This window comes from Streptococcus salivarius, assembly GCF_002094975.1.
GTDB classification, from domain to species: domain Bacteria; phylum Bacillota; class Bacilli; order Lactobacillales; family Streptococcaceae; genus Streptococcus; species Streptococcus salivarius_D.
Genome location: NZ_CP015283.1, coordinates 1,429,767 through 1,450,510 on the forward strand (window position 1 = coordinate 1,429,767; position 20,744 = coordinate 1,450,510).

The 20,744-nt window shown below is 37.5% G+C and carries 19 protein-coding genes and 4 pseudogenes; 13 read left to right on the plus strand and 10 right to left on the minus strand.

What is annotated here, in order from left to right:
• Positions 1 to 25: 25 nt before the first annotated feature.
• The 6 genes from sdaAA to V471_RS10960 form a co-directional block, all read right to left on the minus strand.
• Positions 26 to 907: an L-serine ammonia-lyase, iron-sulfur-dependent, subunit alpha gene (sdaAA, locus tag V471_RS06670; RefSeq protein ID WP_084871308.1), complete on the minus strand. Its 882-nt coding sequence runs from the start codon at positions 905 to 907 to the stop codon at positions 26 to 28.
• A gap of 12 nt (positions 908 to 919) precedes the next feature.
• A complete protein-coding gene (sdaAB, locus tag V471_RS06675) occupies positions 920 to 1,591 on the minus strand; it encodes an L-serine ammonia-lyase, iron-sulfur-dependent subunit beta (protein ID WP_084871309.1) in 672 nt (223 codons plus the stop codon).
• Between the two features lie 129 nt (positions 1,592 to 1,720).
• Positions 1,721 to 2,740, minus strand: coding sequence for an IS30 family transposase (locus V471_RS06680; RefSeq protein ID WP_198166462.1), 1,020 nt, complete (start codon positions 2,738 to 2,740; stop codon positions 1,721 to 1,723).
• Between the two features lie 138 nt (positions 2,741 to 2,878).
• Positions 2,879 to 3,253, minus strand: a complete 375-nt coding sequence (locus tag V471_RS06685; protein ID WP_172453852.1) for a transposase — start codon at positions 3,251 to 3,253, stop codon at positions 2,879 to 2,881.
• 31 nt (positions 3,254 to 3,284) lie between these two features.
• Entirely contained in the window at positions 3,285 to 3,854 is a 570-nt protein-coding gene (locus V471_RS11220) for an IS110 family transposase (RefSeq protein ID WP_231910688.1), read from the minus strand.
• Positions 3,823 to 4,002, minus strand: coding sequence for a hypothetical protein (locus tag V471_RS10960; RefSeq protein WP_145959540.1), 180 nt, complete (start codon positions 4,000 to 4,002; stop codon positions 3,823 to 3,825). Before V471_RS10960 ends, V471_RS11220 begins: the two co-directional genes overlap by 32 nt.
• A 295-nt stretch (positions 4,003 to 4,297) precedes the next feature.
• On the opposite strand from V471_RS10960, the gene V471_RS06695 reads away from it, so the two are divergent.
• Genes V471_RS06695 through V471_RS06720 form a run of 6 tightly spaced genes read left to right on the plus strand, consistent with a single transcriptional unit; the run spans position 4,298 to position 9,257 of the window.
• Positions 4,298 to 5,305 (plus strand): nitroreductase family protein, encoded by a 1,008-nt coding sequence (locus tag V471_RS06695; protein ID WP_157108261.1) that lies wholly within the window; start codon positions 4,298 to 4,300, stop codon positions 5,303 to 5,305.
• A 36-nt stretch (positions 5,306 to 5,341) separates the two neighbouring features.
• Complete coding sequence (locus V471_RS06700; RefSeq protein ID WP_084871313.1) at positions 5,342 to 6,172, plus strand: thiopeptide-type bacteriocin biosynthesis protein; 831 nt, start codon at positions 5,342 to 5,344, stop codon at positions 6,170 to 6,172.
• On the plus strand, positions 6,169 to 6,939 hold the full coding sequence (locus V471_RS06705) for a SagB/ThcOx family dehydrogenase (RefSeq protein WP_084871314.1): 771 nt from the start codon (positions 6,169 to 6,171) through the stop codon (positions 6,937 to 6,939). Before V471_RS06700 ends, V471_RS06705 begins: the two co-directional genes overlap by 4 nt.
• Positions 6,936 to 7,766, plus strand: coding sequence for a hypothetical protein (locus tag V471_RS06710; protein ID WP_084871315.1), 831 nt, complete (start codon positions 6,936 to 6,938; stop codon positions 7,764 to 7,766). Before V471_RS06705 ends, V471_RS06710 begins: the two co-directional genes overlap by 4 nt.
• 17 nt (positions 7,767 to 7,783) lie before the next feature.
• The gene (locus V471_RS06715) at positions 7,784 to 8,509 is read left to right on the plus strand and encodes an ABC transporter ATP-binding protein (protein WP_084871316.1); all 726 of its coding nucleotides are present in this window, start codon (positions 7,784 to 7,786) and stop codon (positions 8,507 to 8,509) included.
• Positions 8,499 to 9,257 (plus strand): ABC transporter permease, encoded by a 759-nt coding sequence (locus tag V471_RS06720; protein ID WP_084871317.1) that lies wholly within the window; start codon positions 8,499 to 8,501, stop codon positions 9,255 to 9,257. The genes V471_RS06715 and V471_RS06720 overlap by 11 nt, the downstream gene beginning before the upstream one ends.
• A 60-nt stretch (positions 9,258 to 9,317) precedes the next feature.
• Here V471_RS06720 and V471_RS06725 read toward each other — a convergent pair whose 3' ends face one another.
• From V471_RS06725 to V471_RS06740, 4 genes and pseudogenes are all read right to left on the minus strand, one after another.
• Positions 9,318 to 9,521 carry a helix-turn-helix domain-containing protein gene (locus V471_RS06725; protein ID WP_084871318.1) on the minus strand — a complete coding sequence of 68 codons (204 nt, stop codon included), beginning with the start codon at positions 9,519 to 9,521 and terminating at the stop codon, positions 9,318 to 9,320.
• A pseudogene (locus V471_RS06730) lies at positions 9,511 to 10,014 on the minus strand (DUF2326 domain-containing protein); the annotation flags it as partial. The gene V471_RS06725 and the pseudogene V471_RS06730, both read right to left, overlap by 11 nt.
• Positions 10,015 to 10,050: 36 nt before the next feature.
• Positions 10,051 to 11,306, minus strand: a pseudogene (locus V471_RS06735) (ISL3 family transposase).
• Positions 11,307 to 11,382: 76 nt separating this feature from the next.
• Positions 11,383 to 11,943, minus strand: a pseudogene (locus V471_RS06740) (DUF2326 domain-containing protein); the annotation flags it as partial.
• A gap of 194 nt (positions 11,944 to 12,137) precedes the next feature.
• On the opposite strand from V471_RS06740, the gene V471_RS06745 reads away from it, so the two are divergent.
• The 7 genes and pseudogenes from V471_RS06745 (at position 12,138) to V471_RS06775 (ending at position 20,654) form a co-directional block, all read left to right on the plus strand.
• Positions 12,138 to 12,833, plus strand: a complete 696-nt coding sequence (locus V471_RS06745) for a YjjG family noncanonical pyrimidine nucleotidase (RefSeq protein ID WP_084871319.1) — start codon at positions 12,138 to 12,140, stop codon at positions 12,831 to 12,833.
• Between the two features lie 59 nt (positions 12,834 to 12,892).
• Positions 12,893 to 14,680 (plus strand): excinuclease ABC subunit UvrC, encoded by a 1,788-nt coding sequence (uvrC, locus tag V471_RS06750; RefSeq protein WP_084871320.1) that lies wholly within the window; start codon positions 12,893 to 12,895, stop codon positions 14,678 to 14,680.
• Between the two features lie 88 nt (positions 14,681 to 14,768).
• Positions 14,769 to 16,319, plus strand: coding sequence for a cardiolipin synthase (gene cls / locus V471_RS06755; RefSeq protein ID WP_172453862.1), 1,551 nt, complete (start codon positions 14,769 to 14,771; stop codon positions 16,317 to 16,319).
• Between the two features lie 80 nt (positions 16,320 to 16,399).
• On the plus strand, positions 16,400 to 16,912 hold the full coding sequence (locus V471_RS06760) for a GNAT family N-acetyltransferase (protein ID WP_084871322.1): 513 nt from the start codon (positions 16,400 to 16,402) through the stop codon (positions 16,910 to 16,912).
• Positions 16,913 to 17,040: 128 nt separating this feature from the next.
• A pseudogene (gene cls, locus V471_RS06765) lies at positions 17,041 to 18,615 on the plus strand (cardiolipin synthase).
• Positions 18,616 to 18,629: 14 nt separating this feature from the next.
• Positions 18,630 to 19,283, plus strand: a complete 654-nt coding sequence (locus V471_RS06770; protein WP_084871323.1) for a DNA alkylation repair protein — start codon at positions 18,630 to 18,632, stop codon at positions 19,281 to 19,283.
• Positions 19,284 to 19,577: 294 nt separating this feature from the next.
• Complete coding sequence (locus V471_RS06775) at positions 19,578 to 20,654, plus strand: aspartate-semialdehyde dehydrogenase (protein ID WP_003096845.1); 1,077 nt, start codon at positions 19,578 to 19,580, stop codon at positions 20,652 to 20,654.
• The last annotated feature ends 90 nt before the right edge of the window (positions 20,655 to 20,744 follow it).

Consider the following 20,744-nt stretch of genomic DNA (forward strand, 5'->3'; position numbering starts at 1 on the left):
AGTAGATTTTAGGTATTTACCTTGTCTACTTAAGAGGTATCATATCATTTTCTTTTGCGAGTGCTTTTCCTTTCGGAGTTGCTGCTAAGCCACCTTCAGCAGTTTCCCGAAAGGCAGTTGGCATGGCTGAACCAACCTGATACATCGCGTCAACAACCTGGTCGACTGGAATGGCTGATGTGATGCCTGCCAAGGCCATGTCAGCAGCTACTAGGGCAAAACTTGCTCCCATGGCATTACGTTTGACACAAGGAACTTCGACTAATCCGGCTACAGGGTCGCAAATGAGTCCCAACATATTCTTTAGCACAAAGCAGATGGCCTGGCTGGCTTGGAAAGGTGTACCACCAGCAGCCATTGTAATAGCGGCAGCAGCCATAGCAGAGGCGGAACCGACTTCGGCTTGGCAGCCACCCTCGGCACCAGAAATCGAGGCATTATTAGCGATTACTAGACCAAATGCACCAGCAGTGAAAAGAAAATCCAGTTGTTGTGATTCACTCAAGCCCAATTTTTCGATAGCAACCGTGAGAACAGCGGGCAGACAACCTGCTGAACCAGCAGTTGGAGTAGCACAAACTAGCCCCATCTTAGCGTTAGATTCATTGACGGCCATAGCATTTCTCGCAGCCCCTAAGACAGCAGAGTCAGCCAAAGTCTTTCCTCTTTTGATGTAGGCATCTAGTTTGGCAGCGTCCCCCCCAGTTAAGCCTGTCGGTGATTTCTCTGGGGACAAACCAGCCTGAACAGAATCTTTCATCACTTCGAGATTTCGAGTCATAAGAGATAGGATTTCAGAACGGTCACGTCCAGATAGTTCGATTTCTGTGGCAATCATGAGTTCAGCGATATTACCTTGGTAATCTTGGTCAGCTTGTTGAACTAATTCTTCAATAGTGTAAAACATGGAAATCACCTCTTAGCTGAAAAAGTTTACGTTGTGTAAATGTGGAATTCTTGCAATCTCAGTGACAGCCTCATCACACTGGTGCGAGTCAATTTCGATAATCATAATAGCCTTCTCACCAGCATTTTCTCGAGTGACAGTCATCTGAGCAATATTAATACCATAACGAGATAAAATATCAGTCACAAGGGCAATCATTCCTGGAACATCTTGGTGAACAATGATAAGTGTAGGTGTATTCATTTTGAGGTTGACCGCAAAACCATTGAGCTCAGTCACTTGGATATTCCCTCCACCTATGGAAACACCAGTGGCAGAGATAGTTTTTTTAGCATTTTTTAGAGTAATACGAGTGGTGTTGGGGTGTGGTGCATTGCTATCTTTGTTGATTATCCAGTAGACCTTAATACCTTTTTCGTGTGCAATATCAAGCGCATGCGGAATATCGGGGTCATCAGTTTCCATACCTAAAATACCAGCCACAAGAGCCACATCTGTCCCATGCCCCCGATAGGTTTTTGCAAAGGAATTAAAAAGTTGAAATTCTACTTCAGTGGGTGTATCACCAAAGATGGCCGAAACAATTTTTCCGATACGAACAGCTCCTGCAGTATGGCTTGAGGAAGGCCCTACCATGACAGGACCGATGATGTCAAAAACGGATTGAAATTTTAAATTTTTCATAGCATGCCTCGTCTGATTAATCTTGTATTCCCAGTATACCATGAATTAGTGATATCAGGTGCCTAAGTAAAATCCTTAATTGTCAAGTCAAGTGCAACAAAGTTGTTCCTCTGATTAAGTGAGTATCTTTCAAGCTGTTTGAGTTAGCTCAAACAGCTTTTTTGCGGACTGATAGCCATGAATTCGTCTAGGTCTTTCATTGATAGACTTTGTATAGTCCTCTAAAAGATTCTGATTTAGTTCTTTTAACGAACACCCCTTCGGAATGAACTCTCTTAGTAGTCCATTGAAATTCTCATTTGTACCTCGTTCATAAGATGAATAGGCATGTGCAAAATAAACATCTAATCCCTCTATCTTACTCAATGATGAAAATTCGTTTCCATTATCTGCAGTTATGGCCTTAATAGGATAAAGTTTCATACACTCTAAGACTGCTTGATTGACATACTCTGCTTTCTTTTCCACGAGTTTCTTTGTGACAGCATAGCGTGTTTCTCGTTCTACCAAGGTCAGAATAGAAGGTTCTCCTATTGTTTTTCCACCCATAACAGAATCGATTTCCCAATCTCTAAAACGGGAACGATTATTGATTTCTTCTGGTCTTTCTTCAATTGACTTTCCTAGATGTTTCTTGGTAGAGGGGCGCTTGGTAAAATTCTTACGGATCCGCACTGCTCTTGGCAAATCAATGACCTTAATCTTTAACAATCCTTGATTGATATAGTTATAGAGCATCTTGGTTGAAGGAACAACTGCATCTACATGTTGGAGTCTATAGGTATGAACAAAGGTATCCACGCTATGCACCCTTGGTTTCTCTCTCATTGCTTCTGTAAATGCTCTCAGAAAGTCATCCAATACAGAATCCAGTTTCAGATAATAGCTGGCTTCTCTAGCATGACGATAACGGTTATGAGCAGCATCTGCATAATAGTGTTGGTAATAGACCTTTTGCCCATTTACTTTTTTCACTTGTGTTATGGAACCACGATTAATTTCACGAGTAATAGTAGAGCGATTTCTCCCTAGTCTACGAGCAATCTCAGCAGGTTTGAGTCCTATGCTTAAATAAGCTTCAATTTCCCCTCGCTCAGCTTCAGATAAGTGCTTGTATGATTGATTTGTGGTTGAAGAATTAGTAGACATGTTCATCTTCCTTTATTCCGTTTTTCGCAACTTTAGTATATCAGATGAACATGTCTTTTTATTTGAAAAAAACATCAAAAATAGCGCAAAAACTCTTCTTGTGCTATACTGTAATTGAGATTTTTTAAATTTTTGGTGTTAGAACTGTTGCCTCAGTCCTAGCACTTTTTCTTTGTCGTATTCTTGGTGTGTTGCGAGAATTTTGTAAATGATACGAAGCAGCTTATGTGCGCAAGCAATGACGGCTTTCATCTTACTTCCTCTTTGGGAAATTCGATTGTAAAAAGAAGAAAAAGCTGGATCCTTAGAATGTGCTGCAATCAATCCCGACATAGTCAAAGCCTGTTTGATATAGCGATTTCCTTGCGTGATGTGTGAGGATTTTTTAATGCCAGCACTTTCATAAGACCCTGGGCAGAGTCCAGCCCATGATGCTAAGTGTGCATCGGATAAAAAGGCTGTAACAGTTGGTCCAATCTCAGATAGAATAGTGGCAGCACAGTTTTCATTCACACCGGGAATGGTTTAAAGTATCCTATTTTCCTCAGGGGAACTCCTTTTCAATGAGTTCCTGATACATCTGACATTCCTCTAAACTCTGGTCTAAGAGAAAGCGGTTTTCTAGTGACAACTTTCCTTCCATCCCTTCAACGAGTTCTTCTGGACTTGCTTTCACTCGCTTTTGGATACAAGGGATAACAGATTCTACATCAATTGTTTCTCTGTTAATGAATAATTTTAAAAGTGCTTGCTTTGTCTTAGAAAAAATATCAGAAAGATAACTGGTTAGCTTGATATTAGCACGTTGTAAGAGGTTATGAATCTCATTCTTTATTTGTGTTTGACGTTGTTTGTAAGAACGTAATCTACGAGTGAGTAAACGTAACTGCATCACTTCAGGACTAGGAATATAAGATGGCTCAATAAGTCCACAACGTCCGAGCTGTGCAATCCATTCGGCATCTTTCATGTCTGTTTTTCGACCAGGCACATTCTTGATATGTTGGGGGTTAGCTAATATCAAATTGAGCTCTGAGTCTGAAAATATATTAAAGAGCAGCACCCAATATTGGCCAGTGCTTTCAAAAAAGACATGTGTGACGTGATTTTCCAATATCCAAGCTAAGGCATTTTGGAGAGCTATAGTTGTTGTACCAAATTTTTTTAGGTTTATTGGTTTCTAGTGGACCATCTAGAATACAACAAACGATAGACTTTTGGTGGACATCAATTCCACAACAAGTTTCAATCATAACTTCCATTACAAAAACCTCCTGTTAACTATTGAACAATAGAACAAGAGGCTATTAGTAAGATATTTTCATGCTCAAGGCATATTCGAGTTATCTCATGACTCTTGTTCATCCAGTTTTTGTTACAGGCTAGGCAAAGCCCTATTAAAGACAACGGATTGGTATTGTTCACCTTCATTATAAGCCGAACGTTCTTTTCTGTCATGAGTTAGCAGGCTAAGCCTGCTTAGAGTTTTTGTTGCACTTCATTTTACAACAGGGCGGAAAATATTTTATTTCGGAATTCGATAATTATAGTAACTCTTTGGTAAATTTACGATGTTTTGAAGGAGATACACTTAATATCTTTAGAGAGAATTTGATAGAGGCTAAGACGGTTGTTGTTTTTTCATTTGATTTCAATATATTAGCACCAATTTACGGAGAATTTTTTTATCAGTTAACTCTACTTGATTGTGGTCACATAATAAAGCATATGGCACTATTGCTTGATAGAAAAGATATTGATTATAAGATTATTACAACTTTAGGAGAGGATGAATATCAATTAAATAGTTTGTTCTTGGATGATAATTTCGCACTAGCTGTAATGGTGATTGATGCTAAAGAAAAAAATGATTATTTGGATTTTTGCAAAGAAACGTTAAATCTAAGTGTCACAACCTCAATGTTTCAAAAGTACTTCCCAGATACCTTTGAAATTTATAGGTTGACACATAGAAGCAAGTTTCCAAGTATATTGCCAATTTCATCGAATCCATTCTTTTTAAGAATATCCGAGGATTTTTTTAAAGATTTACAGTATAATAGAACATCTGCCCATAATCCTATTGGCTTATCTGGTTTTGTATCGTTTGATTGGAAAAATAAAAAAAATCAAATTATAGATTTTTGTATCTCTTTACATATGGAAAGAATTAAGCTTTATGTCTTTAGCATTAATGATTGTAGTTGCTATCGAATTTCACACGGAAAAGTTAAACAATTAGGTGGTGATTTTTCGGAACTACAATTAGATAAATTTCTTTTTATGTATAAAACAGGAATAACTTTAGATTCACTTGATTTTATTATTTGGTTAACTTTTGATATAGACGACCTAGACACACCAGACAGTTATCATTTAATTCATTTTGAAGCCGGAGGAATAATGCAGGAGATATGTTTGTTTATGTCTCAATTCTATTATTTCTGTCGACCAATAAAAAATAATAACGAAAATTTCTTTAAAGAAATTTTCGAAACAGAATTAATTTATACTGCGTGTATTGGAAACACTATTTATGATAATATAACTGTAGATCTACGGTGATTTTTGAGTATTAAAATTATAATATGGGGGGAGTTTATGGCGGAAAAGTGGTTTGCACTTCATATCTTTATTCATGAAAAAAATATGCAGGATGATTTTTTGTTATATATTTATGAGGTGATTTACAATAAAATGAATAGTGGAAATATGGCTCAATGGTTCTTTATTAGGTATTGGGAGGGCGGTCCGCATATTAGATTGCGTATAAAAGGAAACAGGAAAGTGTTTAAAGAAATAGAGGAGGAAGTGCATAATTGGATCAATCAAAATCGATTCTCAAACTTGTTGAATAAAGAGATCTTTTATGCAGCTAGTCAATTTGATGGCTCTCCAGTAAATACAGAACAATTACCGTGGTATAACAATGGAAGTGTAGAAGAATTCCTATATGAACCAGAGATAGATAGGTATGGTGGGGAGAATGTCATTCCTTATTGTGAGGTTATATTCCAAATATCTAGTTATTTTACTTTGATGACTATGAATAAATCAAGAAATATTGGTAAAGATCTTTCAATAATTTCTGGAATTGCTTTTCTATTGAAGTGCATAGAAATAATTGAAGAGAACTTTAAAGAAGTTATCTCAGAAGGAATTTATTATTGGAAAAAATTTGAAGACAATGTTGAAAGAAAGTTTTCTAATGAACTTAATTTAGCTCAAAAAATAATTTTACCAACTAATTTAGTGGATGACTTAACTCGATTATTATTAATAATAAAAACAAGAGTACCTAATCGCAATTATTTAAAAAGCATAATCATTTCAATAATACATATGAATTTCAACAGATTAGGCGTCACTCCTCCTGTTGAATATACTATCTATCAGTATCTAAAAGAAACATATTCAGGAGAAAAAATATGAGATGGGATTTTAGTAGAAATGTTGACTATTTTACTTCGGTTGAAAAGATAACGAAGTTTCATAACTCATCAAAGCAAGCAGAACATCTCGTTTCTTTACAAAATCCGAAACTTTTTTATAAATATACTCCAAATTTCTTGAAATATGCTTTCCAGATGGAGTTACCAAATGTTGAAATTGATGCACCCATTATTGATATTTTTTTTAAAAGAAGAAGCTCTTGGGAATTTAGTGATGAATATCTAAATTTACATGATTTTTTAAAGTTTATAAAAAATGCAGTAGGAACGAGTATTACAACTGTTGATGATTATGGTAATTTAGTTAATAAGAGAAATTACCCATCTGGTGGTGCTCTATATCCAATTAAAATATACATTTTAAATAATAATGTAGCTGGGCTTGAAAAAGGGCTATATGAATTTCGTACGCTATATAGTAAGGACGTACTTTGCTGTGTAAAAAAGATTGATGAATATGATATTGATTCGTTTACTTCTTTTAAATATTCTAATAAATCTTTCAAAAATGCTGATTTTATTATTTTTCTTGCAAGTAATTTAAAAACGGACACTAGATATGGTTTGTTACAATATAGACTGACATTACTTGAGGCTGGGCATATTGCTCAAAACATTATGTTAATGTCTACTATTTTTAACAAAAATTGCATACCTATAGGTGGATTTTTTGAAGATAAGTTAAATAAATTTTTAGAAATTGATAAAATAAATGAGACAGTCATATATTTTTTAGGTGTAGGATGAAATTAATTAGATTGAAAGCAGATTTTTTTATTGAAATTATTGGTAATGAGTTGGGAATATACGATTTTATTAATAATAAAATTGTATGGGCTTGTAGAGTAAGGGAGGACAGTTTAGTCGAAAATATTGAGGATTTATACTTTGGTATTGATTTGAAAAAAGTAAAGAATAATAGTTTAATAAGTTTCTTATTAACGCAAATAGGAAATAAATATTTTGAAGAATTGGATTTAAAAGATATGACAATTCAGGAATACGAAAGTATATACTATGAGGGATTAAAACGCATTAAGAGAAAATTTATAAAAGATAATGCGCAATCAAAATTAGAAAACATTGATATATGTCTTGTCTGTGAGCATGAAATATTTTCTGTATATTTTGAATCATTATCTGATGAATTAGGAATTAAAATAGTTCATTTTGACGAGCTATATAGTGTCCAGAACACCAGCTACAATTTGTTTTTATTTTGTGGAAATTTTAAAAAAGCTGACTATATGAAGGTATTGAATACCATTAATTCTGATGCGTTCTTGATATTTATTGACTGGACTAATACTTCTGTGCGTCTAGGACCATTAATAAATAATATTATCTCTTTTGATGAGAAAGAGGAGGTACTGAGTATGATTTCAACAGATAGTTGTTTTAGTGTTATACCAATACATGCTATATATTTAGTATTAGGAATTCTAGTTAAAGAGATACAATTTATTAGTAATAATTTTGTTTACTTATTATCGAATGAATATAGTACACTACTAAATAATCGGATAGTCATTGAATATGAAAGTTTAAATGGTTATTCTGAAAATAATTTTTAAATAAGATAGGAGGATTTATGCTGAAAATTTCTAAGTTAAATTTTTCGTATGGAAAAAATAAAGTTTTAAAAGATATATCTCTTGAAATATTTGATTCTGGAGTTTATGGACTGATTGGGGCAAATGGCGCGGGAAAATCAACATTATTAGAAGTTATTTCTACGATTAGGGGGAGTCGTTTTGAGGGGGAAATTGATTTCAATCAGATTTCTCAAAAGAAAAATTTTAATAGATTTAGGCAAGAAATCGGAATTCTATTTCAAAATGAATCATTGGAAGAAAAGTTAACGGTTGTTGAAACCTTCAACTATTTTAGATCTTTTTATCAAAATAAATCTGGGTTTTATACAAATGATGAGTTGTTAAAAATATTTAATCTATATGAACATAAAAATAAGTTAATACGTCAACTTTCAGGTGGGTTGAAACAACGGGTAAGAATTGCTGTAACCTGTATGAATAAGCCTAAACTAATTCTACTTGATGAACCTACAACTGGCTTAGATCCCATGTATAGGAGGGACTTTTGGAAAGTCTTACAGATGATAGTCCAAGAAAATAATGTGCTAATCCTATTGTCTACTCATGATATGTATGAATTAGAGAATTACGCAAAAAAAATAATATATATTGATGGTGGTAAAATCAAGGCTTTTGACTCAGTACCTAATTTATTAAAATTTGAAAAAGTTGATAGTTTAGAAGACTATTACTTGAAGATGGAGGGCAACATTGTTAAATAGAATTTTAAAACAGACTTATTTTAAATTATTAGTTTTTTCTCGAACCCCTTTTTTATACGTGACAACATATTTTATTCCAGTTTTTTGTTTTTATTTTTTTGGTAAAAATAACAATTTATATCAGTTAAAATTTGAAAATCAGTCATATGTTGATTGGTATCTTCCAATATACATTGTAATTGGCAATATTGCAATTTCAATATTTACGATAGGAATGAATTTGGTTCAAAAAAGAGAGAAACAGCTATATAAGAGAATCCTTTTAACCAATCAAAAAAAGATTGAATCATACGCTTCGGATATTGTTCAAACCATTATTTTATCCATTCCGCTTACAATTATTCTGATAATAGAAGCAATTGTTTTCTTTGACTTTTCTACTTCATTTTGGAAAATTCTTATCAGTGTGCCAATAATTGTTTTAACTAGTATTTGTTCAAATATCATTGCTCACTTTATTTTTAATTTAATCAGTAGTTCAATGATTGCTAGTCCATTACAAATTTCGGTTTTTGGTTTTTCTTTATTTGCCTTAGGAATTATCATGCCCTATACTATTTTGTCAGATAAAACGATGAACTTCATAAAAATGACACCGTATTACCAATTGAATAGATTTGCGATTATGCTTTGGAATAAGGAAGTAAGTCTGGGAGCAGTTAACAGTGCAGTGTTCTATTTGGTAACATTCTCAATCATTCTTGTAACGTCAACTGTCTATATAGAAAAACTGTATGATAGAAGATAACAGTAAGCGACCAGTAACTAGGTGTAAAGATAAAAATACTTGGTTATTGGTCGCTTAAAATTAATCAGAAACTATTTCTAATATTTCATCAATTTCATAATCAAATGCTATGCAATTTCTTAAGAGGACCGTGGTTGTGAAATTCTCTCCCTTTCCTAACTTTGCGATAGTGGAAGAGCTAATTCCTGCTTTATGTCTGAGTTCCGACTTAGTCCATCCTTTATCAATTAGCAACTCCCATAATTTATTGTAGCTAAACTTCATCTGAGTTTTCTCCTTTGTTCCATGAAATACCGTAGAGTTCATTTCCGTTACTAGAGAGTCGCAATACCGTATTTTCTAATAAGAGTTGATTAGCTTCTGGAGAGTATGAGTTTGCTTTATCGAAAGCTAAGAACACCTGCTTATTTAGTGATTTTGATTGGTCATATAGCTTCAACAGGGCTTCGGTTGCTTGGTAACTGATATTACTTAAGAGTAATGAATCGTGGGCAAGTGCTGGAAGCTGAGTTAGATAGAGTATTGATAAATCGTACAATATCATTCCTTTGAACTTAGTTCCTGTACCATCATCATCTGGAGTATGGAAGGAGTAGCTGTTGTTAGCTTTTAGGTTAATTTGAGGAGCTTTATGAATATCTGGGTAAAGGATATTATTGAACTCTCGCATTTTAGCATTGATTTTTCCTTCTAACTCTATTAGAATATCCTCGGTACTACGCTTCAAGTCAGAGTCTGCTTCTGACTTTTCTTGGCTCTTTGTCAACTGTAGTGGGTGACGAAAAGCTAACATCTAGAGAGGACCTGATAGGTCTTCTCTTTTTTTATGTTCAGAATGATGAAAATACGCTTCCTAAAGTTAATAAAGTTTCTAAAACCGAAGCCTAGACGTTTAATGTCTTTGATAAGCTTATTGGTCCCCTCCAATTTTGCATTTGAGTAATGTGTTTCTAGTGCGTTTTTGATGTATTGTATGTGTCTAAGAAAGGTTCTAAAGACAGTTTTGAAGTAGTGATTGACCTTGCTTATATTCTCCTCCATTAACTCAAAAAAACTCATCCACTCTTTTTTCCTGAAAGTGAAAAAGCAAAAGCTGATAGAGGTGATAATAATTGGCGAGTTCTTCTGAGAAATTCAGTGTCTTCTCAACGACTTCATGTGGACTTAAGGTTTGACAAAAGGTCTTCGAGTGAAATGAGTTACAAGATAACTTACGGCTGTCCTTTTGGAAGAGTCTCCAGTGATTTTTTAAAGCTCGATAAGGTAGCGACTTCTTATCAAACTGGTTCATAATGGCAATTTTCGTCTTTAAAAAGGCTCGACCAAGGTGCTGGATGATGTGGAAACGATCAATAATGATTTCGGCATTTAGGAAAAGCCTTCGAGCTAGTGGCATATAGGCTCCTGACATATCCATCGTTATAAACCGTACCTTTTGGCGTACTTTCAAAGGATACTTCAAAAAGTAGTTTCGAATAGTGGTTTGACGGCGATTATCAAGGATAGTTATGAGTTTGTTGGTCTCATAGTTTTGAGCCACAAAAGCGAGTTCACCTTTCTTGAAAGCAAACTCATCCCAGGACATAACAGCTGGGAGTTTGTCATAATGTTCCTTGAAAGTAAACTGGTCAAGTTTACGGTAAACAGTGGACGTCGCTATACGAAGTCTTCTGGCAATATCCGTTAGTGATACCTTCTCAGTTAGAAGTTGAGCAACCTTTTCTTTTGTCAGACAAGGTTGGAGATTTGGTGGTTTTTCTCAACGATTGATGTCTCAGCTACCATGACTTTCCTACAATTTTTACACTGGAAGCGACGTTTTTTCAGGCGTAGTAGTGTTGGAGTTCCAGCTTGTTCGAGCAGAGGGATTTTAGAAGATTTTTGAAAGTCATATTTGATCATCTTTCCTTGGCAATGAGGGCATGGTGGTGCAGGGTAATCCAGTTTTGCATGAATCTCGATATGAGTATCAGTTTCAAAAACAAGAGAAATAATGATGTTAGGGTCTTTAATTCCGATTAATTCTGTGGAATTCTTAATAAGTCTCATAAGTTCTTCTTAATGATGGTTTGGTTGCTTTTCATTATAGTTCTTATGGTACTTTTTGTCTGCATTCAAAAAGCTCTATAATCTCTACAGTAGTTTTACCCACTACAGAAATTATAGAGCCCTTTTCTTTTGACAAAGCTGATTCTTTCAGATAAGCTTCGTTTTGCTCTTTGAGTGCATTGACCGTTGCTGTTAGTTTAGAGTAGTTTTCTAAGAACTCAGTTGAAAGATTTGGGATGCTTTCTAGTTCTTGAAGATCTTGGTTTAGAGTTGCTAATTGACTCTCTAATTCGTCAATCTCACCTACTAGGGATTCACATTCGGTTGAGAATTCAGAATCTAAAATAGTTGCCAACTTTTTGTGGTAGGCTTCAACTTCATATAATTTCTTGAGATTAGTATCGGGGAAGTATTGCTGAAGTTCTGTTAAATCCGATTCGGTTGGATATAAACCAAATTCGATATTGATATCCAATAGTTTTAGACGTCTCTGCTTATCACGAATAATATTCTCTAGCTCCAACTTAGTATTTCTAAGCTGGAGTTTTTTCTGATTCTTTTCGATATCATCGAACCCAACTTCGCCTTGATAGTTATCTTGTAGGTGTGATAAATCGTACTCTAGTCTTTTGATTTGATAAAAAAATACCCTATTTTAAGGTTTCTTTAAGCTTTAATGGATATAATGATAGTCTATTAAGTAAGCAATACTTATTTTTCATAAATCAGAGAGGACGGACTATGGGTCGTCCTTTTGTGTTTCTTTGTTTATATATAGCTAGATTATGGTAAAATAAACCCTGATGATTTAACTGTCAGAAAGGATATACCATGACCTACACCCATTTACTTTTCGACCTCGATCATACTCTCCTAGATTTTGACCGTGCTGAAGATTTGGCCTTAACTTTCCTTCTAGAAGAGGCTGGTGTGGCATCCCAAGAGCTCAAGGTTTATAAAGACCACTATATTCCTATGAATCGTGCCATGTGGGAAGACCTCAACCATGGTTTGATTACAAAACCTGAATTACTTCGCACGCGCTTTTCACGTCTCTTTGAGCACTTTGGAAAAGAAGTAGATGGCAGTCACTTAGCTGGCCGTTACCAACATTTTTTGAGTCAACAGGGGCAGGAACTTCCTCAGGCTCATGCTTTTTTAGCGGATATCAAAGACCGTGGCCACAAGATTTATGCAGCAACTAATGGTGTTAGTTTTATCCAACGTGGTCGCCTTCAGGCTTCAAGTATTTTACCTTTCTTCGACGATGTTTTCATCTCTGATGAGGTGGGGGCCCACAAACCGTCTACAGACTTTTTTGATAAAATTGCCAATCAGGTCCATGATTTTCACCCAAGCTCAGCTCTCATGATTGGTGACAGTCTAACTGCTGATATCCAGGGTGGTAATAATGCGGGCATTGATAGTGTCTGGTTCAATCCAAGTAACCTAGTCAATGAGACTCCAGCTGTTCCAACCTATCAAGTCAAAAGTTATGAGGAAATCCTGAAGATTTTGTCCAAGTAAAGCTATGATAGCCATGATTCCGAAGAGCTTTTTAGCTCTTTTTTTGCTACAATGAAAGCATGAATGATCTGATTAAACATAAGTTGGAACTGCTCCCAAGCAACCCGGGGTGCTATCTCCACAAGGACAAATTCGGCAATATTATTTATGTCGGTAAGGCTAAAAATCTAAAAAATCGTGTGCGTAGCTATTTTCGTGGAAGTCATGATACCAAGACGGAGCTTTTGGTATCTGAGATTGCAGACTTTGAATTTATTGTAACCGAGTCTAATATCGAGGCCCTGCTTTTGGAAATTAACCTCATCCAAGAGAATATGCCTAAATTTAACATTCGCCTCAAGGATGATAAATCTTACCCTTTTATCAAGATTACCAAGGAGCTCTATCCAAGGCTCTTGATTACTCGCCAGGTCAAAAAGGATGGTGGTCTTTATTTCGGCCCTTACCCAGACTCTGGTGCAGCCAATGAAATCAAGAAGCTGTTGGACCGTATTTTCCCCTTTAAGAAATGTAAAAATCCCGCCAACAAGGTCTGTTTCTATTACCATATTGGCCAATGTAATGCCCATACCATCTGTCACACCACTGAGGACTATTGGCAAGGTTTGGTTGAGGATGTCAAGAATTTCCTAAACGGCCATGATGATAAAATCGTTAATCAGCTTAAGGCCAAGATGAAGGATATGTCTGACCAGATGGAGTTTGAGCGTGCTGCGGAGTATCGCGATTTGATTGAGGCGGTGTCGACGCTCAGGACCAAGCAAAGGGTTATCCGTCAGGACATGCAGGACCGTGATATCTTCGGTTACTACGTGGACAAGGGTTGGATGTGTGTTCAGGTTTTCTTTGTTCGCCAAGGAAAACTCATTCAGCGTGATGTCAATATGTTCCCTTATTATAATGATGCTGAGGAAGATTTTCTAACCTATATGGGTCAGTTTTATCTGGATAGTCGTCATCTTAAGCCTAGGGAGATTTTCATTCCAGGAGACATTGATCAAGATTCTGTCGAAGCTCTAGTTGGAGATGAGGTCAAGGTCTTTAAACCCCAACGTGGAGAGAAGAAGCAGTTGGTGAATCTGGCGACGAAAAATGCCCGTGTCAGTCTGACTCAAAAATTTGATCTCCTTGAAAAAGATATAGCCAAGACACAAGGAGCCATTGAAAATCTAGGCAAACTCATGGGAATTCCGACACCTGTTCGCATCGAGTCCTTCGATAACTCAAACATCATGGGAACGAGTCCTGTCTCTGCCATGGTCGTCTTTGAGAATGGCAAACCCAATAAAAAAGAGTACCGCAAATACAAGATTAAGACGGTTGAAGGGCCTGACGATTATGCCAGCATGCGTGAGGTCATTCGTCGTCGTTATAGTCGTGTCAAACGCGATGGGCTAACGCCACCAGACCTTATTATCATGGATGGTGGTCAAGGGCAGGTTAATGTGGCCAAGGATGTCCTGCGCAATGAATTGAATCTCTCAATCCCAGTTGCGGGGCTTCAGAAAAATGACAAGCACCAAACCAACGAATTGCTCTTTGGGGACCCCTTGCAAGTCATTGATTTGCCACGGCAATCCGAGGAATTTTTCCTTCTTCACCGTATCCAAGATGAAGTTCACCGCTTTGCCATCACCTTCCACCGTCAAGTTCGTAGTAAAAATAGTTTCAGTTCCAAACTTGATGGCGTGGAAGGGCTTGGACCTAAGCGCAAACAAAAACTCCTCAAACACTTCAAGTCTATGACAGCTATCCAAAAAGCTACCGTTGAGGATATCCAAGCACTTGGCATTCCAGAAAAAGTAGCTCAGGCTCTATTGGATAAGTTAAGCGAAGATAACAATTAAAGAAACTTAAATTCATTAAGCCATTTTTTTGTTATAATAAGAATAATTAAAAAGGGAAAGGAGTCCTGCTATCAAAAACGAAGCTAAAATTGAACGTCTTTATGATAGGGGGCGTCGTGGCTTTCTTCGAGGTATCTTTAGTCGTGCTACGATTATCTTCCTAATCATCTTACTACAGCTTGTTGTTGTGGCCATGTCATACTTGTGGCTGAGTCAGTATAGGGTGCACTTGCAAGTAACAGAAGTGGTCCTTCGTATTCTGGCCATCATCTATCTCTTCCAAAGTGATATGGAATCAACGGCTGTTAATACTTGGCTGCTGATTGTCTTACCTTTCCCTATTATCGGAACCTTACTCCTAGCCTATACCAAACTAGATTTGGGCTATACAGGGATGAAACGTGCGATTCAGAGCAATATTGACCGTAGTTCTGGCATATTGAAACAGGATGATCAGGGCCTGGAAGAGCTTAAGCAACGTCACACGAGCAACTATAACTTGGTCCAATATCTTGAAAATGTGAATGGGCATTTTCCTGTCTATCGTCACACGAAGACGACCTATTTTCCAAGTGGTGAAGCCAAGTTTGAGGAAATGAAGAAGCAACTCCTTAAAGCGGAGAAGTACATTTTCTTGGAATATTTCATTATTGACGAAGGTGAGATGTGGGGTGAAATCCTAGCCATCTTGAAACAGAAGGTTCAAGAAGGGGTGGAAGTGCGAGTCCTATATGACGGAATGAATGAATTTTCAACCTTGAGTTTCGACTATAAGAAACGTTTGGAGAGAATTGGGATTCAATCTCGTGTTTTTGCCTCTGTAACGCCTTTCTTGTCTACCTATTACAACTACCGTGACCATAGAAAAATCTTGCTGATTGATGGTAAGGTTGCTTTTACAGGTGGGGTTAATCTAGCTGATGAGTATATCAACAAAATTGAGCGTTTTGGCCATTGGAAAGATACTGCACTTATGGTTGAGGGGCCAGCAGTCGATACTTTCTTAGTCCTCTTCCTTCAGATGTGGACTTACTCTCATGAAACACTGGATGTGACACCCTATATGGTTGAGCATGAGGCCTTTGATACTCCTGGTTTTGTTGTCCCTTACGGGGATATTCCACTTGATAAGGATAAGGTTGGTGAGAATGTTTATATTGATATCCTAAACCATGCGCGTGATTTTGTTCATATCATGACACCTTATCTTATTTTAGATGGTGAGTTACTGCATGCTTTGAAGTTTGCGGCTGAGCGTGGGGTAGACGTCAGTATCATCATGCCTGGTATTCCTGATAAAAAGTCAGCTTACTACCTCGCTAAGACTTACTACCCAACACTTTTGGCATCCGGCGTAAAAATCTACGAGTACACACCTGGATTTGTTCATGCCAAGGTCTTTGTGAGTGACAATAGCAGGGCTGTTGTTGGAACGATTAATTTAGATTATCGTAGTCTTTATCACCACTTTGAGTGTGCGACCTATCTTTACAGGACGTCATCAGTGGTTGGTATTGAGGAAGATTTCCAAGCGACAATGGCCAAGTGTCATCGAGTCAGCATGGCTGATGTTAAAAATCGACCATTTCACCAGAAGTGCTTGGGCTTATTGACCAGATTAGTTGCGCCATTGATGTAGTGACAAGACTTGTTATAAGAGGGTTGAGCCCTCTTTTTTTATAGTTTAAAATAAAGATAATGAAGTCGAAGGAGAAAATGATGTTAACCATTCGTTCAGCTAGCTTGTCAGATGCACAAGCTATTCAGGCTATTTATGCACCCTATGTCGAGAAGACAGCTATTACCTTTGAATATGAAGTTCCCAGTGTTCAAGAGTTTGAAAAACGCATTAGCAAGACGCTTGAAAAATACCCCTATTTAGTAGCAGAAGAGAATGGCCAAGTTCTAGGCTATGCTTATGCCTCAACCTATTATGCTCGCGCTGCCTATGATTGGACCACTGAATTGTCTATTTATGTAGCAAAAGAAGCGCGTGGACAAGGGATTGGATCGGCCCTTTATACGGCCTTAGAAGAGGAGTTGCAAGCACGTGGCTACTTACGCTTTCTGGCTTGTATCGCAGTTCCGAACGAAGCGAGCATTTCCATGCATGAAAAGAGGGGCTATGTCCAAGTCGCTCATTTCCCAAAGATTGGCTATAAGTTCAACAAATGGCATGATATCGTCTGGATGCAAAAGACAATAGACGGCCCTGTTAGGAAAATAAAGTAGAAATCACGCCAATCATAATCGCAATGGCTAATTATCCCTGCCTTTTTCATAGGCTAAAATGATACTAATAAAATTACTGAAAGAGACCGGAAAGTTGTAATGGTCTCCCCTACACGAAAGGAGCCTATATGACTCAAGAACAAAGTGCTAGACTGTTACCCCAAAAGCCCTCTAGATGGGCCAAAATTCTACTTAACCGAAAGGTTCCCATCCTCCTGTTCTTCTTACTGGAATTGGCCTTTCTTGTCTTTTCATATCTTAGCCTACAAGAGCATTTCCCATCCATTATCTTATGGGAACACCTATTGAGTGTCTTTACCTTCTTTTACTTGCTCAATCGTTCCATGGATTCTCGTTCCAAACTGTCCTGGGTGATTATCATTGCCCTCTTTCCAATTTTTGGGACGGCTCTGCTTTATTTTTCACTGGCTGATTTGGGTGTGAGACGCTTGAAGAAACGACTTGAGGATGCTACAGTGCAGGCATCCGACCATTTAAGCACCGATCCAGAAGTTGCTGATTATTTATCCCAAAGTGATCGCCAATTACAGAAATTATCCTATTTTCTGGAGCATAGTCCAGCACAGTTTCCTATCTACAGAAACACAGAGGTTACCTATTTTCCACTTGGAGATGACATGCTACCAGCCTTATTAGAGGATTTGAAAAAGGCGGAGCGTTATATCTTCATGGAATATTTCATCATTGACGAAGGGATCATGTGGGGTGAGATTTTAGCCATTTTAGAGGAGAAGGCCAAGGCAGGTCTGGACGTTCGTGTCATGTTTGATGGGATGAATGAGATGACTACCTTGTCCTACGATTATATCGAGCGGTTGCACAAGGTTGGTATTAAAGCCCAGGCCTTTTCACCAGTCAAGCCCATTCTATCAACCTATTACAATTACCGAGACCATCGAAAAATCACAGTAATTGATGGTCAAGTTGCTTATACTGGTGGGGTTAATATCGCTGATGAGTATGTCAATAAACGAGAACGCTTTGGTCATTGGAAGGACACGGCCATTCGATTAGATGGTTCAGCAGTTCAAACGCTAAAAGCTCTCTTTTTGACCATGTGGACAGTGACTGGAATAGAAGATAAAAGGGATATGGAGCACTATCTACAAGAAAAACCTCAACAAAGAAAGAGTTCGGGCTTTGTACTCCCTTATGGCAATTCGCCACTGACCTACCACAAGGTTGCAGAAAATGTTTATTTACATCTTCTGAATACATCAACTAATTATGTCTATATCATGACGCCTTATTTGATTTTGGATGATGAATTGGTTCGAGCCATGACCTTTGCGGCCAGATGAGGTGTTGATGTTCGTATCATTATGCCAGGGATTCCAGATAAACAGTATGCCTTTGATATTGCGACGACCTATTTTAAAGCCCTCTTGGATGCTGGCGTCCGTATTTTCCGCTATACCCCAGGCTTTGTCCATGCTAAAGTTTATGTTTCTGATGGTCAACAAGCTGTTGTAGGAACCATTAATACAGACTATCGAAGTCTCTATCAAAATTTTGAAGACGGGGTTTATCTCTACAAAAATCTGGAAGTGATTAAGATTGAACAAGATTTTGAGAAAACCCAGGCTCTCTCAGAGGAAGTCACTCTGGAAAGTTTGTCTAAAATGCCTATGGCTCATCGTCTAGGTGGCTATCTCTTTTCTTTGATTGGACCTTTGATGTAAAAAAGAGGAATCATATGGATACAAAAATTCTTTTGAAATTGTTAGAAGACCAAGCTGATCCAACGAAAGTCCTAGCAATGGAAGCTTATATGAAAAATAAATTTAGCTTTCTTGGCGTTCAAAAACCAATTCTCAAAAAGATTGAAAGAGAGTTTTTTAAGCCTTTCATAAAAAATCCAATTGATTGGACTTTTGTGGAAGAGTGTTGGCAGCAACCTTACCGTGAGTTTCAATATATTGCTATGGATTATCTGGATAAAAAGAAGAAGGAGCTTAGACCTGAAGATTTTTCAAAGCTAAAGGAATTGGCTCAAACCAAATCATGGTGGGACAGTATAGATCAATTGGACCTTATCATCGGAGAGATTACTTTTCACTATCCAGAAACCAAGAATATCATGCGCAAATGGAGTCTTGATGAGGATTTTTGGTTAAGACGTATTGCCATTGACCACCAGCTTATGCGTAAAGATTTGACAGATACTGATCTCCTAGCAGAGGTTATCTGTAACAACTTTGGGCAGACGGAGTTTTTCATTAATAAGGCTATCGGTTGGAGTTTGCGCAATTACTCGAAGGTAAATCCTGATTGGGTTCGGGCTTTTATTGATCAACATGCTAGTCAAATGGCATCTCTTAGCATTCGTGAGGCAAGTAAGTATTTATAGAAATCAAGAGCTTGACTCTGTCGTTCATTATGCTAGAATAGAAACATGCGATGAGTCGATTGGCTCTTTAGAGCCTTTTGCGCTGAGGAGGTCTACATTAAATTGTAACGCAGGAGCGGACCTTGAGTAGTTGTGTGAACCTGCTACTCTCATCGAAAGATGCCTCTTATCCCTTACCATTTGGTAGGGGATTTTCTTTATTCTTGGCGTTTTAACCCTTTTCAACTGGGCTTAAACGTAGTATAATAGATTCACTAAACTAAATTGATAGAAAATTCCGAAAGAGGTTTTACTATGGGATACACAGTTGCTGTTGTCGGTGCTACAGGTGCCGTTGGTGCTCAAATGATCAAAATGTTGGAAGAATCAACACTTCCAATCGATAAAATTCGCTACCTTGCGTCTGCACGTTCTGCAGGGAAAGTCTTGCAATTTAAAGGACAAGATGTGACCATCGAAGAAACGACTGAAGACGCATTTGAAGGTGTAGATATTGCACTTTTCTCAGCTGGTGGATCTACCTCTGCTAAATATGCACCATACGCCGTTAAAGCAGGTGCAGTAGTCGTTGATAATACATCATACTTCCGTCAAAACCCAGATGTACCATTGGTTGTACCTGAGGTCAATGCACATGCGCTTGATGCTCACAACGGTATTATCGCTTGCCCTAACTGTTCAACGATTCAAATGATGGTTGCTCTTGAGCCAGTTCGTCAAAAATGGGGCTTGGACCGTATCATCGTGTCAACTTACCAAGCCGTATCAGGTGCTGGTATGGGAGCAATCCTTGAAACACAACGTGAGTTGAAAGAAGTTTTGAATGACGGTGTTAACCCACGTGATGTTAAAGCTGAAATCTTGCCATGTGGTGGCGATAAGAAACACTTCCCAATCGCCTTCAACGCCTTAGCTCAAATTGACGTCTTCACTGAAAATGACTACACTTACGAAGAAATGAAGATGACAAACGAAACTAAGAAAATCATGGAAGACGATAGCATTGCTGTATCAGCAACATGTGTGCGTATTCCAGTCTTGTCAGCTCACTCAGAGTCAGTTTACATTGAAACAAAAGAAGTGGCACCAATTGACGAAGTGAAAGCTGCTATTGCAGAATTCCCAGGTGCAGTCCTTGAAGACGACGTTGCTAACCAAGTCTACCCACAAGCCGTTAATGCTGTAGGTTCACGAGATACATTCGTCGGACGTATCCGTAAAGACTTGGATGCTGAAAAAGGTATCCACATGTGGGTTGTTTCAGATAACCTCCTTAAAGGTGCCGCTTGGAACTCAGTCCAAATCGCAGAAACACTTCACGAACGTGGTTTGGTTCGCCCAACTTCAGAATTGAAATTTGAATTGAAATAGGGAGCGAAACAGAAATCAGTAGGGATTTAGTGTTGTATTTGAATACTAAAATCATGCTGAATCCTATAAAGCAGAGAGACTTCTCTCTGT

Coding starts and splice junctions, on each gene's coding strand:
- V471_RS06770 (WP_084871323.1), top strand. CDS start 18,630: ATGGATACAAAAATTCTTTTGAAATTGTTAGAAGACCAAGCTGATCCA.
- sdaAA (WP_084871308.1), bottom strand. CDS start 907: ATGTTTTACACTATTGAAGAATTAGTTCAACAAGCTGACCAAGATTAC.
- V471_RS06705 (WP_084871314.1), top strand. CDS start 6,169: ATGAGATGGGATTTTAGTAGAAATGTTGACTATTTTACTTCGGTTGAA.
- V471_RS06680 (WP_198166462.1), bottom strand. CDS start 2,740: ATGTCTACTAATTCTTCAACCACAAATCAATCATACAAGCACTTATCT.
- sdaAB (WP_084871309.1), bottom strand. CDS start 1,591: ATGAAAAATTTAAAATTTCAATCCGTTTTTGACATCATCGGTCCTGTC.
- V471_RS06775 (WP_003096845.1), top strand. CDS start 19,578: ATGGGATACACAGTTGCTGTTGTCGGTGCTACAGGTGCCGTTGGTGCT.
- V471_RS06725 (WP_084871318.1), bottom strand. CDS start 9,521: ATGAAGTTTAGCTACAATAAATTATGGGAGTTGCTAATTGATAAAGGA.
- V471_RS06715 (WP_084871316.1), top strand. CDS start 7,784: ATGCTGAAAATTTCTAAGTTAAATTTTTCGTATGGAAAAAATAAAGTT.
- V471_RS06760 (WP_084871322.1), top strand. CDS start 16,400: ATGTTAACCATTCGTTCAGCTAGCTTGTCAGATGCACAAGCTATTCAG.
- V471_RS06700 (WP_084871313.1), top strand. CDS start 5,342: ATGGCGGAAAAGTGGTTTGCACTTCATATCTTTATTCATGAAAAAAAT.
- V471_RS06745 (WP_084871319.1), top strand. CDS start 12,138: ATGACCTACACCCATTTACTTTTCGACCTCGATCATACTCTCCTAGAT.
- uvrC (WP_084871320.1), top strand. CDS start 12,893: ATGAATGATCTGATTAAACATAAGTTGGAACTGCTCCCAAGCAACCCG.
- V471_RS10960 (WP_145959540.1), bottom strand. CDS start 4,002: ATGGAAGTTATGATTGAAACTTGTTGTGGAATTGATGTCCACCAAAAG.
- V471_RS06710 (WP_084871315.1), top strand. CDS start 6,936: ATGAAATTAATTAGATTGAAAGCAGATTTTTTTATTGAAATTATTGGT.